Origin of the sequence: Neobacillus nitrireducens, assembly GCF_030915405.1 — a bacterium.
Classification (GTDB): Bacteria; Bacillota; Bacilli; order Bacillales; family Cytobacillaceae; genus Neobacillus.
In genome coordinates this window covers 364397-379570 of sequence record NZ_CP133262.1, presented here as the reverse complement: position 1 = coordinate 379570, position 15174 = coordinate 364397, and the positions used below count along the sequence as shown (strand labels likewise).

The 15174-nt window shown below is 35.2% G+C and carries 17 protein-coding genes; 5 read left to right on the top strand and 12 right to left on the bottom strand.

Going from position 1 to position 15174, the window contains the following annotated elements; translation table 11 throughout:
* Window positions 1-56 precede the first annotated feature (56 nt).
* The 3 genes from RCG22_RS01750 to RCG22_RS01740 form a co-directional block, all read right to left on the bottom strand.
* Window positions 57-443: an IDEAL domain-containing protein gene (locus RCG22_RS01750; RefSeq protein WP_308105460.1), complete on the bottom strand. Its 387-nt coding sequence runs from the start codon at window positions 441-443 to the stop codon at window positions 57-59.
* Window positions 444-570: 127 nt separating this feature from the next.
* Window positions 571-990 carry an RrF2 family transcriptional regulator gene (locus tag RCG22_RS01745; RefSeq protein WP_308105459.1) on the bottom strand — a complete coding sequence of 140 codons (420 nt, stop codon included), beginning with the start codon at window positions 988-990 and terminating at the stop codon, window positions 571-573.
* A 233-nt stretch (window positions 991-1223) separates the two neighbouring features.
* On the bottom strand, window positions 1224-1373 hold the full coding sequence (locus RCG22_RS01740; RefSeq protein ID WP_308105458.1) for a hypothetical protein: 150 nt from the start codon (window positions 1371-1373) through the stop codon (window positions 1224-1226).
* Window positions 1374-1559: 186 nt separating this feature from the next.
* Between RCG22_RS01740 and RCG22_RS01735 the strand changes: the two genes are divergently transcribed.
* Both RCG22_RS01735 and RCG22_RS01730 read left to right on the top strand, forming a co-directional pair.
* Entirely contained in the window at window positions 1560-1748 is a 189-nt protein-coding gene (locus tag RCG22_RS01735) for a YjcZ family sporulation protein (protein ID WP_308105457.1), read from the top strand.
* Between the two features lie 575 nt (window positions 1749-2323).
* Window positions 2324-3364 carry a zinc-dependent alcohol dehydrogenase family protein gene (locus RCG22_RS01730; protein ID WP_308107062.1) on the top strand — a complete coding sequence of 347 codons (1041 nt, stop codon included), beginning with the start codon at window positions 2324-2326 and terminating at the stop codon, window positions 3362-3364.
* An 81-nt stretch (window positions 3365-3445) separates the two neighbouring features.
* Here RCG22_RS01730 and RCG22_RS01725 read toward each other — a convergent pair whose 3' ends face one another.
* The 3 genes from RCG22_RS01725 to RCG22_RS01715 form a co-directional block, all read right to left on the bottom strand.
* Window positions 3446-4132, bottom strand: coding sequence for an ABC transporter ATP-binding protein (locus RCG22_RS01725; RefSeq protein WP_308105456.1), 687 nt, complete (start codon window positions 4130-4132; stop codon window positions 3446-3448).
* Window position 4133: 1 nt separating this feature from the next.
* Window positions 4134-5168 carry an ABC transporter permease gene (locus RCG22_RS01720; RefSeq protein ID WP_308105455.1) on the bottom strand — a complete coding sequence of 345 codons (1035 nt, stop codon included), beginning with the start codon at window positions 5166-5168 and terminating at the stop codon, window positions 4134-4136.
* A gap of 163 nt (window positions 5169-5331) precedes the next feature.
* Complete coding sequence (locus tag RCG22_RS01715) at window positions 5332-6141, bottom strand: RQC-minor-1 family DNA-binding protein (RefSeq protein ID WP_308105454.1); 810 nt, start codon at window positions 6139-6141, stop codon at window positions 5332-5334.
* A gap of 193 nt (window positions 6142-6334) precedes the next feature.
* Between RCG22_RS01715 and RCG22_RS01710 the strand changes: the two genes are divergently transcribed.
* On the top strand, window positions 6335-7408 hold the full coding sequence (locus RCG22_RS01710; protein ID WP_308105453.1) for an SLAC1 family transporter: 1074 nt from the start codon (window positions 6335-6337) through the stop codon (window positions 7406-7408).
* Window positions 7409-7496: 88 nt separating this feature from the next.
* Here RCG22_RS01710 and RCG22_RS01705 read toward each other — a convergent pair whose 3' ends face one another.
* The 4 genes from RCG22_RS01705 to RCG22_RS01690 form a co-directional block, all read right to left on the bottom strand.
* Window positions 7497-8237 carry an esterase family protein gene (locus tag RCG22_RS01705; protein ID WP_308105452.1) on the bottom strand — a complete coding sequence of 247 codons (741 nt, stop codon included), beginning with the start codon at window positions 8235-8237 and terminating at the stop codon, window positions 7497-7499.
* Window positions 8228-9424 carry an ATP-grasp domain-containing protein gene (locus RCG22_RS01700; RefSeq protein ID WP_308105451.1) on the bottom strand — a complete coding sequence of 399 codons (1197 nt, stop codon included), beginning with the start codon at window positions 9422-9424 and terminating at the stop codon, window positions 8228-8230. Before RCG22_RS01700 ends, RCG22_RS01705 begins: the two co-directional genes overlap by 10 nt.
* Before the next feature lie 156 nt (window positions 9425-9580).
* Window positions 9581-10411: an alpha/beta hydrolase gene (locus tag RCG22_RS01695; protein ID WP_308105450.1), complete on the bottom strand. Its 831-nt coding sequence runs from the start codon at window positions 10409-10411 to the stop codon at window positions 9581-9583.
* A gap of 967 nt (window positions 10412-11378) precedes the next feature.
* Window positions 11379-12587: a YhgE/Pip domain-containing protein gene (locus tag RCG22_RS01690; protein ID WP_308105449.1), complete on the bottom strand. Its 1209-nt coding sequence runs from the start codon at window positions 12585-12587 to the stop codon at window positions 11379-11381.
* Window positions 12588-12746: 159 nt separating this feature from the next.
* Between RCG22_RS01690 and RCG22_RS01685 the strand changes: the two genes are divergently transcribed.
* Together RCG22_RS01685 and RCG22_RS01680 are read left to right on the top strand one after the other, a co-directional pair.
* Window positions 12747-13559 (top strand): CPBP family intramembrane glutamic endopeptidase, encoded by an 813-nt coding sequence (locus tag RCG22_RS01685; protein WP_308105448.1) that lies wholly within the window; start codon window positions 12747-12749, stop codon window positions 13557-13559.
* Between the two features lie 205 nt (window positions 13560-13764).
* Window positions 13765-14088 (top strand): hypothetical protein, encoded by a 324-nt coding sequence (locus RCG22_RS01680; protein WP_308105447.1) that lies wholly within the window; start codon window positions 13765-13767, stop codon window positions 14086-14088.
* Between the two features lie 86 nt (window positions 14089-14174).
* On the opposite strand, the gene RCG22_RS01675 is transcribed toward RCG22_RS01680, so the two are convergent.
* Both RCG22_RS01675 and RCG22_RS01670 read right to left on the bottom strand, forming a co-directional pair.
* A complete protein-coding gene (locus tag RCG22_RS01675) occupies window positions 14175-14519 on the bottom strand; it encodes an IDEAL domain-containing protein (RefSeq protein WP_308105446.1) in 345 nt (114 codons plus the stop codon).
* 110 nt (window positions 14520-14629) lie between these two features.
* Entirely contained in the window at window positions 14630-15043 is a 414-nt protein-coding gene (locus RCG22_RS01670) for an RrF2 family transcriptional regulator (RefSeq protein WP_308105445.1), read from the bottom strand.
* Window positions 15044-15174 lie beyond the last annotated feature (131 nt).

Sequence of the window (15174 nt, the reverse complement as noted above, 5' to 3'; positions counted from 1 at the left end):
CAATTCATTTTTATATTAAAAAAGCTTTAATGTTCTCTCAGACGGAAAGTTGAAAATTACCTTTTTACATCAAAATTCTTCATTCTATTTCCACTAATTAGAAATTCATGTTTCATGTTTTTCACTTTTGATATTTTTTTAATAGCTGCTAATTTCGTTGATAATTCCATGAACCAATGCTCATCATTTGATTGTAGAGCCAAATCGATTAATGGTAATAGCTGACTTTCCTCATTAACTGTTAGATCCAGCAACTTTTCAGCCGATTTATGATGGAGCCAAATCGACTTGCCAATCGCTTTTTCATTATCACATTCGACCACGTTTACTTTTACAAGTTCTTGAATGGAGTCAACGGTTTCAACATATCCATGAATTAGTTCACCATCCCTGGACTTCCCCTGGACCCAATCTCCATATTCAAATTGATACTTATTGGCCATCGTCATCTACACTCCTTAAATGTTATAAAAAAAGTTACAGTTTGGTTTTGATGAAAAAAGTTTATCATCCATATCGCAATATACTGTAATAAAATAATATACAGTATAAAGAAAAGAAAAAACTAAATTATGGACAATGTTTAATTTTTTCTAGAACCGAACTGAGGGTAATATTCTCTAAATATTTTTCAAAATACAATTCAGCATCATTGAATATTTGATCCATAACAACCTGTGTATTTGACGATATAATACATTTTTGCTCCGGATCACCTGTGCACCAATTCGGTTTCAGGCTTCCGCGTGAAACGGTACGATAAATATCTGCCAATGAAACCTCTTGAGAGTTACAGTCGAGAATATAGCCACCGCCAATCCCTTCTTTCGTCCGAACAAACCCTTGATTGCGCAAACAGCTCATGATCTTGCGAATACGCGCCGAATTGGTACAAACATTGGTAGCGATTGACTCACTGCTAGCCATATGATCTGGTAAATATGCTAGATAAACTAAACTATGGACGGCTATCGTAAAATCACTATTCACTTGGATGCTTCCTCCTCAAGAAGATTAATGTAATTTTATTATTTACAGTTTATGAAGTCAACAAAAAAGAACTCCATATCAATAATTTCCACTCTAATCCATAATTTAAATTAAACAAACTGTCATCCATCTAATGTTTTCTTAACTATTATGAGTATCTTCTTTGGTTTTCCAATACCGCTAAACGAATCAGCTTCACTTTTATTTCTGTGCTTAATGAAAGCCATTCAGGTTTAAGAATTTTCATTATACATTCCCCCATTAGAGTATTGTTCGGCTTTAAGAAGTTTTTTAACAACCGATTTTGTAACAATATTCATCTGAGATGCATTTGATTTTTCTTCTATTATAAACATTCCCCGTTCCTTCAAAGTTTTTAACATTTTTCGTTCTCCATTTTATGTGAATTATCTACATTTTTTTCTTTTTCATTTTATAAATCTCGGAATTTGGATGATGACGGTACTCCCTCTAAAATTTTATATATACGGGCTCCAATTTTATCTCTGAGTATATTATATAGGGTATTGGCCTAATTACTCTCAATACAATTGAAAGGTCGTGTTAGAATGTATAATAACGCAATCCCACAACTTACTGACTACTCAAATGCTATTCCCCAGCCTGCAATGTCTTACGGATATGCCTATCCTGATCAGGGACATTGTGTTAATGTTCGTGGATGTGAAAATTTTATTATTATTATCGTGTTGTTTATTTTATTAATCATTATCGGTGCGATTGCTTTTTGCTTTTAAAAATGCAGACCTATTATCAAGCACTTCAAAAAAACATAATAATCTTGTCGAGTTAGATGACGAAAGCCAGGGACAGGGTACGATTCCATGTCCCTTTCAAGTATGCAAAGCTTCAATATCTACCTTAAAAACTCTTACTTTTTTAAGAATCTTATGATGGCGTGAATTCAATTTGGAAAAATCACTTGTCATTGTATACATATTATTCTATTACATTTAGTTTTTAAATATTTTCTCCATGCTGCTTTGAAACATACCTTAGGAAGGTAAGGTTCGTTTTTTATCACAAGCAGTGCTTTTCTACTTCCATTGACCCCAAGAAGGTTTTGTAACAAAATTGACAAAATTATCAGATTTTTCAAAACCATCTATGAACTATAATAGATGTGTAGGAATTTTAGAAAGGAGGATTTTGTAAGGGCTTACATTTTGATGGTTTAACATATTACCGACATGGGGATGTTGGGAAAATCATTTTAATAGCGGATTGCCTAGAGGAACTCTATTATTCAAATGGAGGGGTTAAAATGAGTTACGAAGTAGTTGAAGAAAAAGTTGAAACGACTCAAGCCACAATGAAAGCTCTCATTTATCGCGGACCTGGAAACAAAGAATGGGCTGATGCTCCAAAGCCAACCGTCCAAAAATCTACAGATGCTATTATTAAGGTATTAAAAACTACTATCTGCGGCACGGATCTACATATTTTGAAAGGGGACGTACCTACCGTTGCTGTTGGAAGTATTTTAGGTCATGAAGGTATTGGAATCATTGAGGAAATAGGGCCGGGAGTACAAAACTTCAAACTAGGTGACAAAGTGTTGATTTCATGCATAACCTCGTGTGGTAAGTGTCCAAATTGTAAAAAGGGCTTATATGCTCATTGTGAAGATGGCGGTTGGATTCTTGGTCATACGATAGACGGAACACAAGCTGAATTTGTTCGGATTCCTCATGCGGATACAAGTCTGTATCCAATACCTCCTGGAAGTGATGAGGAAGCCATGGTTATGTTAAGTGATATCCTTCCAACAGGTTTTGAAATTGGCGTACTTAATGGACGTGTGAAACCTGGTGATACCATCGCAATTATCGGAGCTGGTCCAGTAGGCTTATCCGCTTTGTTAACGTCTCAATTTTACTCTCCATCTGAAATTATTATGGTGGATCTCGATAGTAATCGCCTAGATATAGCCAGAAAATTTGGTGCTACAGAATTAGTCAACAGTGCTGATGGAAGAGCTGTACAGAGAATAATGGAACTAACAGAAGGAAAAGGTGTAGACGTCGTCATTGAAGCAGTGGGTATTCCAGCCACCTTTGATATCTGCCAGGAAGTCGTCAAGCCTGGAGGGAATATTGCCAACGTTGGGGTTCACGGGAAAAGCGTAGAGCTTCATTTAGAAAAACTATGGATTCAAAACATTACTTTAACAACAGGACTTGTAAGTACAAATTCAACGCCAATGTTATTAAAATCGGTTGCAGCCAACAAAATAGAACCTAAAAAACTAGTTACGCACCGCTTCAAGCTAAATGATATTTTGGAAGCATACAATGTATTTGCAAATGCATCAAAGGAACAAGCGATAAAAGTTATGATCACTAATGATTAACATGGTTTAACAGAAAAAGTGCCTGACACCATCCAATTTTCCGGATGGTGCCTGACACTTTTTTCTATTTACTATTAAATTTCATGCTTCATTCTGCAAAACCATGCCATCGCTCATTTTAATGATATGGTCAGCATAGGAAAGCATTTCCTCATCATGGGTGACCATTAGTGTTGTGATGTTTAAAGTTTTAGTTAATTCTCGGATTAACCTCATCACATCTTTTGACCTTTTTGAATCTAAACTTGCAGTAGGTTCATCTGCAAACAGCACTTTAGGTTGGTGAATAATGGCACGAGCAATCGCAACCCGCTGTTTTTCTCCCCCGGATAACGACGCTGGATAGGCATTTTTCCGATGATCCATTTCGACTAATTTTAGGATTTTATCTATTTCCTTCTTTTGTTCACGTTTCTTTAGTTTAGACTCAGATACATCTAACATTAACAGTAGCTGCTCTTCTACGGTGAGAAAAGGAACGAGATGGGCAAATTGGAAGACGAAGCCAAATTGACTAGCCCGTATATTTCGAACTTGTTCTGAATTCATGGTAGTCATATTATTCCCATCGAATACAACTTGACCATTTGATGCGGATTGAAGTCCTGCAGCAATGGTAAGGAGTGTACTTTTACCGGAGCCGGAGGCACCTACTAAAGCTGTTACTTCTCCCTCTTCAAGAGTTAGATTAATTCCTTTTAGTATTTCTTCCTTTATGTCACCATTCGTAAAGGTTTTTCTAACTTCATCAATTGAAAATATGGTCATATTAAACCTCTCCTTGTTGGATCGCTTGTAATGGTTCAACTTTTTTTATTTGCATACCAGAAAGCGTAGCGCCAATAAATCCAATAATTAAGAAGACGATGGATAATTGTACGGTCGTCTCAGGTGGTAAGTGAAAAGGCATTCCTTTAGGTGCGATCATATTAAAAACTTGACTAAGTGCAACTGACAGACCAATCGCAATGACGGTAATAAAAACCATCTGTGTCCACATCATTTTGAACAACGCACTTGTTTTTAAACCAATTGCTTTTAGAATTCCGTAGAGACCCATTTTTTGAACGTTCATCATGTAGAAAAAGATAGCAAACAACATACCGCTGATGACAACTAAAAACCAAACGATCATATTTAAGGACATCTGTTCCGCTTTATAACTTGAAATGGTATTAAGGAACTGTTTTTTCGAAAAGGATTCTAAGCCCTCTGCTACTTGTGGTGAATCCCCTCCTGGTACGAAAATCAATTGCATTTCATTAACTCGGTACATTCCTTTATAATCGTCCATACTAATGTAAGCGACAGGTGCATGGCTATATTTACTCTGGTCCACAAAACCTTTGACAATAAACTTATTATTGAATTGATTATTCGTTAAGGCATCACCAATTTTAATACCCGCATCTTCCAGGGAGCGATCGAGTACAATCTCCCCTTTTTTAACATGTTGAAAATACTTTGAATCGGTCGATGTCACAAAGGCAACACTGCGTTGTTTCCCACCGCTATCATTTAAAAATCCCATTTGAATAGAAAATGCTGCAGCATCTTTTTGTTTTTGTAACAATTTATCTTGGGTACTATTATCTATCCTAGAGAGATTGTACGTTTCCTCTGCATCTTTGGTCATATAGAATTGTCCGTTTGGTAAATCTTTAATTAATGCTGCATTGTCTTGTGATAATCCATTGGCCAAACCAGATATAATAAACGTTAATAAACTAACGAGAAAAACGATTGAACCCAAAATGACAAACCTCATTTTATTTTTCTTCATTTCTTTAAATGCAATGTTCATCTTTATTCCTCCACTCTCTCTCTTTTTGACATCCCTAGTATATAATCGCTTTATGAATGGAAGATGAACAGGTTATTACATTCAAAACAAAAAGCGCCATGCACCCTCCAATTGTTGGAAGGTATCTGACACTTTTTTCTTAAACGGTGAATATTTAGTTATTTTAGTCAATAACTCTTGCTACGTCGTTACCACACTTTTGACATTTTCCTTCCAATACTATTCCAGTTGAAAATTCTTTGACTATATAGCTTTCAATCTTCACAACATCACAACAATAACTGCACCAAACATTTTGTTCTAATTGTCTACGTATATTTTCAGGAATTGAAAGCCATTGTTTATTTGCAGAAAAAGAGATTACTTCTTGGTCTTCTCTTATGGGCTTTTCTTCTACTTTCTCTAATTTTTCGATAACTTCTTGAATTTTTGTCTTAACTTTTTTAAATTCAATCGTTTGCCACGCATCCAGGATTATGATTAATTCTTTATTGCCTAAATCTGAAATTTTCTCTAATAAAAGGTGTATCAAGCCGCGGTCCCGGTCTTTTAATGTTTCAACAAATTCATATCTGCTATTTTCGGCAGCTTCAATAAGCTTTTTCAATAATTCATCTGCAAAGGTCTCGCGCTCAATGTCCCAACCTTTATCGGTATAGACTAGCATAGGGAGTCTGCCATTATACTCAATGGCTAAATAATGATGAAGAATCAGCCAGTCTATTTTTGAAAGGATCTCATTTTGAGAAATCCCCTTAAACGCCCCGTATACGGGGCTGTAGTCCAATTCTAGCTCTAATAACTTTTTATCTTTCGAGCCTGCAAGGATTTTAGCAAGCATAGCTCGGCCGCCACTCATGATTAATTCATCTGCACCCCGCAGAATAGTTTTAATTTCATTGTCTGGAACAGATTTAATACCGTTTGGATTAAGTTCATATTCCACTCGTTTCCCTTTTTTAACCATTGTCATCCCTCATTTATAAAAAACTCAACCTATTACAAGTATAACACCATAAAAATGGGCATTAAAACAAATATTGATCACAATCAAAATCAAGCCTGATCAAATGTGCAGACCTCAGGATATTTTGATGGTATACTTGTTAGATACTACTATAACAACGGTGATAAACGTGGTTTATATATTGATATTGATTTTCCTTATGGTTTGTATTATTTTATTTTTCACTTTTAAAAAACTTTATATTAGAACTTCAACCATGGCCGTGGTTATGACATTGGGGATTGTTACACAGGGTGTTCTATTAAACTATTTTGGAATTCAGTTCTTCCAACACATTTTCGGAAAAATTCTAAGCATTATTAACCTATCCCTTTGGTTTGCCTATATTCTCTCTTTTATAATCGCCAGATTGGATGGAAAATTTAAAGACATCCATTATTCCAATCTAATTAATCGTTTTGGGATTGGTACATGGGTTGCTGGTACATCTATTAATGGCATTTTATTTTATAAACAATTTTTCCAATGGGGATTTATTTCGGTCATTATTGCGGTTATTAATATTGTTCTGTGGATTATATATATTGGGATCAGTGTAAAAACCTTTCTAGAAATTTCTCGGACAAAATCCTATCGGAATGTCCATGGGATTCTTCTTCTTACTACTGTCAGCACACAATCGATCGTCCTTTTACTTAACAATGTTTTCAAAGACTTTCCGGTCATCATTAACCTATCCTTACTACTCATAGGGTTTTGTTTTTATCTTGTTTGTGTTTTCTTAATTATCTATAGATACATACAAAGTTCTTGGTCAATTGAAAGAGATTGGAACAATACGAATTGTATTTTACATGGGGCTTTATCTATTTCCGGGATTGCCTGCTTAGTCACAGGCCTCATTAGTATTGATACCATAAGATTGATATGGAGAGCAGCCCTAATTATTTTCATTACAGTTGAGTCTATTGAAATCAACAGACTTTTTAAACGGATTCAACACTATGGCTTCAAAAAGGCAATCTTTATTTATGATGTTACGCAGTGGAGTAGAGTGTTTACTTTTGCCATGTTTTATACATTTACATCTCTAATCCATACCCATTTATTCATTGGTTCCATTGTGATTGACACAATTTTAAACGTAGGCGTTTGGGTAGTCTTAATTCTTCTAATGTTCGAACTAATGCTTTGTTTTAGTGATTTCATAAAAGCTACTAAACAATCATCCCGACAAATTAGTAAAGAAAACAAAGTAAGCTCTCCTTTTTAAATGGGGAGCTTTTAACTTCGATCACCTTTATACATATCCCCTATCAAAAAACACCAGTACCTTAACCGTACTGATGTTTTTTAACATTTTATTTTAGTAATTTGCCTAAATAATACGGCATTTGGCGTCGCCACCAAATCCAATCATGGAAAACATCTTCGCCCCACTCATCAAACAATGCTGGAATTTGCTTTTCTTCAAATGCTTCTTTTAATGTATAGTATGAAGGCAGCCCATCCTGTTCCCAATCACCCAGCCCGGTACAAATAATGATATCTGCTGATCGATATCGATCAATAAACCAGCCGTCATTTTGATTCCATATGTAATCACTCGGTGAATTTTCATATACAAGCGGATCATTTCCGTAATCCCCAAAAAAGAAACGCACATCATAAACACCGCTAAGTGCAACGGTTGTTTGGAAGACATCTGGATGTCTCAAGAAAAAGTTCAACGCGTGATAGGCCCCCATACTACAACCTGTTGTCATCATTGGATCAAACCAACCAGTTTTATGTTTAATAAATGGAATAGCTTCTGAAATCACATAACGGTCATATGCCGCGTGGGCTAATGCACGGTCATGCGCCGATTTGGAGTTGTGCAGCCAACTTTCGCTATCTATACTTGCCAATGTAAAAAATTGAACTTTTCCGGATTCAATAAAGTCATGACACACATCAATCATTCCAAAATCATAGTATTCGGTATGCGTCCCTCCAGATGAAGGAAAAACTACGATTGGCATGCCACTGTGTCCATATCTGTTCAACCGCATTTCACGTCCTAATTCGCCACTCCAATGGTTTAACTGTTCTATATGCATAGAACAATCTCCTTTTCCGAATATTTTCGTTCATGTACAAAACGGATAATGTCATCCACTTCTTCATGCGAATCTGCATTAATCGCATAAAATTGATTTCCTTGGAGTTCCGCAAACGCATCTGGAATGCGTCGTTCAAACTTCACACGGTCGCCAAATCGTTCATAAATAGCATACGTATCATGTTTATACTCATACGCATCACGCTGTGTTATACCGACACAAAACTGGTTTTCGGCATCAGATTCCTTAAATTCTCCTCCTGTCACAAGTGAAGCATATTGTGCAAATAAATCAATGGAGTACGCGAAATTGTACATATCAATCGTGTAGCCGCCAGCCAAGCGATTATTGTATTCAAGTGCAACATAATCCCCATTTTCTAATTTAAAAAACTCAATATGGAAAAAGCGTTCTTTCATACCAAAAGCTTTCACAATCGCCTTTCCATAGGTTTCGAGCTTTGGATCAATTTCTTTTTGAATCACATAAGCTAAATCCAACTGACCATTAACAAGTTCCAGAGTTGGCACATTATATGTAAAGCTTGTTTGGAAAACAATGTTCCCTTTCTGATCCACTAAACCATCAAATGTACAAAGCACACCGCCTTCGACATATGGTTCTAAGAAGTACACTTGCGCTTCTCCCCACTCTTTTTCAAAATGGTGTACATCCTCTTCTGAACTTAATTTAAATGTTGCAGCTGATCCAACTCCATTATCCGGTTTAGCGATAACTGGCAGTCCTAATTCATCAATGGCTTTAGCTAACTCCTTTTTTGTTCTAACGATTCTTCCTTCTACAACAGGCACATCTGCTTCTTTAAACAGCTTCTTCATTTCAGATTTATACTTCACTTTTTTCAAGTCATTCATTTTATTGCCGTACACGTTAAATTGCTCACGTAACTGTGCATCAAGTTCTAACCAGTATTCGTTATTGGATTCAATGCGATCAATTGAACCATGTTTATAAAATAAAAATGCAACAGCACGTTTCATTTCGTCTACATCTTCTAAATTATTCACACGATAATATTCTGTTAAAGAGTCTTGTAATTCGGAACCTAATTGGTCATATGGCTCTTCGCCAATTCCTAAAACATTGACACCTGCGTCTTTTAAACGATGAGCAAATGGCTGAAAATTACCTGGATAATAGGGTGAAATCAAAATATAATTCATAAAAAAAGCTCCTTCCTCAGAGTCAAAAGACTCATTATTTTCACGACTAAGGTGCAATTTTTTCAATTGATATTCAATCTAAGCTTCAAAAACATTCAAAAAAAGTAATAGATTCCTCTCATATCAAGTTCAGTCCAATATAATTATTCAGTTTATTCAAGACCACTTTTCACTTAAGAAACGTAAACATTCTGGCAAGTGTTTTGCCCAAGCTTTTTCATTATGTTCTTCATCCGCAAAAATGTTTAAACGAATGCTATCAATTGGAACAGAGCCTTTTATCAGTTGTTGATAATACTTAAGCGAGCAATCAATATATGCCTGCTTCATACTACCATACATCAATTGTCGATCGGCATCATCGCCTTCCTGAGTCCCCACTTGAATGTACACGCGTTGTTCAGGATCCAACTCTTTTCTAGCAATATAACTATCAAAGGATTTATTTGTAATCCAATTGGCTAAAGAAAAAATGCCTAAACCACCAATTTGATCTTTATATTCAATCCCCATATAAGCCGAAATATTTCCTCCAAGTGAACTGCCAATCACAGCTGTATGAAATTTATCCGATTTAGTTCGGTAATGTGTATCAATAAACGGCTTCACGATTTTCATGACAAACTCAGCAAACTCCGCTCCTCTTCCGCCTAGTTCAATATCTTCAGGAAGTGGGCTTTCAGTAATTTTCCAAGGCGTATATTCATTCATTCGATCTTGTCCAGCGTTATCTATCCCGACAACAATCATCTTCGGTAAATCAGGGTTTTGTTTAATTGCCGGAATAACTTTCCATGAATACCCGCTATAAGCTTCACTACTGTAGAAAACATTTTGTCCATCATGCATATAAACAACTGGATAATTTTTAGCCTCATCTTTATCATAATTTTTCGGCAATAAAACACGCACGCGCCGTCTTTCATTTTTATAAGACATATGTAATTGATGTGTTTCTAGTTTTAAATAAAAATAGGATGGATTCATTATACCTCCCTCACTCCCCTAATATTACATTAAATATACTGAATAAATCTAATATTCACAATAAAAAACATGAGAAAAACCGGAAGTTTGTGCTCATTTCCGTGAACCCTTTCATAATGCACAGGATTGATATCCATCTTTTATTTATGAGTATATAAAAAAATCCGAAATCCTTAATTGGATTCAGGGACATTAACCTTGTGGGCATGATATTTATAACCATAATACTATTGAAGGGATTTTGGTATAAGATGGAGGAACCATACAGAAATATCGACATATGCAAGGGGTTCCGTTAACGATTGCAAAACACTAAAAATGTAATGCAAAATGACCTTCAAAATGTATGGTAATTTGGTGGTCTTTCTTTGTTGCTGCTATAACTGAATGTTGATTTCACTTTGTTTAATAAATAAACGGAGAAAATCCGGCTAAATTGGGAAATACCCATATTTCCTTAAAAATAAGGGAAGTTTTTCCGCTTATATGATCCAAACCTTTAGATAATGTCTTATTTAGAAGAGTTACCCGGAATATCTCCGCTTATATCTGCTTCTTAGCTTCCTCTATAAACATTAGACGGAAATTTTCCGCCTATGAATTCTCATACCTACAAAAAAATCGATACGAGAAGGCGGAATTGGTTTGCAAACTTCTTCGTCATACGCAATCCGAAGAATTATCCATTAAAAGCAAAATAGCAAGGGTAGAAACCCTTGCTATTTTCGATATTTTTCCAATCCCTCTAACTTTACAAATTGCCCTACATTTTATAAAGCAAAAAGGATTACATCAAATGAAGCAAAATATCGGGGGATTAGATTGAGTGATTGTTTTTGACAACCGCTTGCACCTAGAGGGTAACCGAGCGCGGCCGCACCATTTACGGTCACTATTTTTTAGTTTGTACTGGGCGCACATGAAAATAACACCAACTCCAAAGAGCTGGTGTTTTTTTTTACTCATATTAATAGCTTTGGCCAACGGTTTTGTTGTTTTCGTTTTGTGTTTTGTTTTTTGTTGAACTAGGTTTCAAGGCAGAAGCAAGTATAATTACTGTACTTGCTAATCCAATCCATACTAAACTAGATACATGCGAATTCCAAGATAATCCATTCCCGAAGAACAATAACTCTCGAAGCTCTTGTATCATAAATCGCATCGGCAACCAAGAGTAAATCCAATCTCGATAAAACGAAGACATCATTTCAGGTGCTAGTGCCAATAGAGGTGCCCCAAAGAAAAGTAATAAGGCAAAAATAGCGATACTTCTAATCCCCAACCACGAAAGCACCGCTGAAATCATTAAGAAAAAGCTAAAAGAGGTAATCGTTAGGAATAAAGCTGTATCCGTAAACTGTGGAATATGAAATCCTAACATCTCGTCTGCTAGAAGTGTTAAACCAAATCCGGTGACAAGGGAAACAATCGCACCGATGAAAATTTGTCCCAGCTTTGCAAAAAAGTTCTCTTTTCGATTCGTAATGGATATTTTACTAACAGTGATAAAAATAATAGTGGCACTCGCTAAACTACCCATCCAAAGTGGTTGGAATAAGGAAACAGGTGCATTTCCGTTTGCGCTATTTGTACCAATTTCATTCACATTTGTAACCTTTTTTGTTATAGGTGTTGCTAGACTTGCAGCTTGTTTTGCCGTTAGTGTTGCTCCTTGCTTTTCAAATCCATCTAGCAGTTGTGTACGAACATTGATGTTCATATTGTCAATTATCCCATTCAACATTTGTCCTGCCATTGTTGAAGCTGCTGTATTCATTCCCTGATTGATATAGATTTGAACTTCAGGTGAAGATGGTGCTGGTGTCCGTAACGATGCTTGCTTCGCACTAAAATCTTTCGGAATCACCAATGCAGCATAATATTTTTGATGATCTAACCCTTTTAATACGTCCGCTGAACTTTTTACTTCCACCCATTTTACAGGAGGATCTTCACCTGTTGTTGCTTTTGAATTTTTTTCCATTGTTTCAACGATGGTTTTACCCATATTCATTTCTGGTTGATTAGGAATTTGTACTCCCTCATCCTCATTTACGATGGCAATAGGCAGATTTTTGGGTTGTGGCTGGACTGATGGAAATAATGTTAGAGAAAAAATAAAAATAATTGCCAATACGATAATCGGTGAAAGTAATACCAGTTTGTTTTTGAACATAATTTAACCTCCTTCATTTTTCGATTCAATAATGAACAACTTGTTGTTTATTATATTTTAGATTTTATAATTGATTCCATTTCAGTTCAATAATCAGAAATGACAGATGTGTTGGTTATCCAACACCATTTATACATGTGTTGTTAAATTAAAGGAGGAATGAGCTTGCGAGATTGTACTATGGATATAATTTTACAGAAGAGAAATTATTATTATTTCATTGTAATAGTAGGATTTGTTTTACTGGATATCTATTTAAATGTCTTTATAGCAAAAACAACTAATATTGTCTTCCAATTGTTGCTAGTTATCTTATTTTTTCCGCTTTTGAAACTAATCTTAAAAAGAACAAAGTTAAATGACTATAAAAGTATAGGTATTGCCTTTCATCCAAAATGGAAGAAAAATTTGAAAGTAGGATTTAGCATCGGTTTCTCTTTTTGGTTAATTAAGTATGTTATTGTCTATTTTTTAAATGGGTTTGAAATTGTTGGAGTGAAAAATTTTACCGAATCCTTTATTTCTTTCTTCTTTGTTTTTTTTGCATTTTTTATCGGTTCATTTTTAAACGACATTATTGTTAGAGGTTATATATTTGGTCATTTGAAGGATAAAATAAATAGAAAATGGATTTTTATTATTTCTATCTTTATCTATGCACTAGATGATTGTTGGAATGAGGAATTCAGTTTATCGAATACATTTTTTTCTCTCGTTTTGGGTTTATCGTTAACATATGCTTTTTATCACACAAAGTCGATTTGGGCAGATACAGGCATACATTGGGGATTAAATGTTTGTTACGGAATTTTTAATGGGATGTCAGGGAGTTCAGATGGTGGAATCTTTATAACAATTGATCATCCAAATCCATCTATTATTATAGAACTAATTAGCAATATCATACCTCTTCTAATGTTTTTATTTCTCTATTCCATTCGGAAAAAATTAGTAGAAAATCATTACAATTAATATAGTGAAAATGACCCGTTCACATCATTAGCCTGTTCCACAGCGGGCTTTAGGAGTACTAAAAAGAAACGAATAGTTGAAATCTGATACAATCGGAATGGAGTCACTGTTTCTTCCATAGAATTTAACGTTCAGACTGTTCACAGATAATGCATTTAGGTTCAGATTCAGCGTATGAAATACTCAAATGAGGTGGTGAAATGGAATGAGAATAAATTTAACAGAGAATCAATTGGGGGAAATAAAACGAATCGTTCAAAAGGAACTATTCGTAAAAGGAATAGAACCAACAGATGAATATCTATTTATCCACGGTTATTCGAAAATACAGAAAGAAACCATCTATTATCATTTATTCATAGAAAATGATACGTTAATCATCCGCTGCTACGCACGCGTGTTTGATAACTTGGGGCTAAGCGTGACGGTCAGAAGCATAGCAAAAAATGTATTTGAATATCTGAAAAACCAAACTGGTTTAGATAACACAATATATATAGAAAACGGTGTAGAGTCATTTGGGATGTGACTTCTTGGGAATGGGTATTTCCCTCCGTCTTCTTTAATAATATAGTAAAAGAATTTCAAAGCACTCTTTAATGCGAACAGTGATGATCACTGTTCGCTATGGACTCCGTTAACAAGCTGCTTCATGGCGTTTAATTCCAAGGAAAGCGCAAAAAACCATTCCTTATCCCCTGTTAATAATGCCAAGTCTAGGAGAAATTCAATTTGTGCTTTATTGGTTACATTTGAAACAGGCAGTTTTTTAACCTGTTGGCTTATAATCGGTATGGTTTTGCCAACCGTTTGGTTATTGTCACTTGTAACTACCTTTACCTTCAATACTCCTTCTAAACTAGATAGTGCTTCAATATAACCGATTATTAATTCGCCATCCCATGATTCCGCCTTAATCCAATCACCTGTTTTTAATAGAGCATTATTATTTGAGAACAAATTTTTCACCTTCTTGAATTATTTTAAGTTTGATCCGGATAGGATATGAGGTTTAACTGTAACTTTTTTCATTACATTTTACATATAGAAATCAACAACCATAAACCTGTTTATTGCCGCTTATTTACAAGATTAACAACTTCTTTGATTGTATACTCCTTTAAATATTCTCCCATATGTTCTTCCACACCAAAGAAAATGCTACATAGAATTCTTTCCATATTCGCTCCAACAATACATTTTTCATTGGATTCTGGACACTTGGGCTTTAGTGCACCTTCTGATGTTATCCTATAGATATCCCAAAGATTCACTTCACTTAGATCTAGGGCAAAAATAAATCCGCCGCCTGTTCCCTCTTTTGATTTAATAAATCCATGTTTTTTTAACAAACTTAGCACTTTTCGTATACGTACCGGATGGACGCCAGCACTTTCAGAGATGGCCTCACTAGTTGACATGCAGTCCGTCTGTAACGCAAGAAAAGTTAAACTATGAATGGCAAGGGTAAAATCACTATTCATGAGCTTGCCTCCTAAGACAACTTTTCATCTATATTTACTAATACATTTATGGTCAGCATTTTTATAAAACTTAATAACGTACTGTACATTACAGTTAAGTTAGTCAAGACTTCAGCTTAGTGGTTCATGGT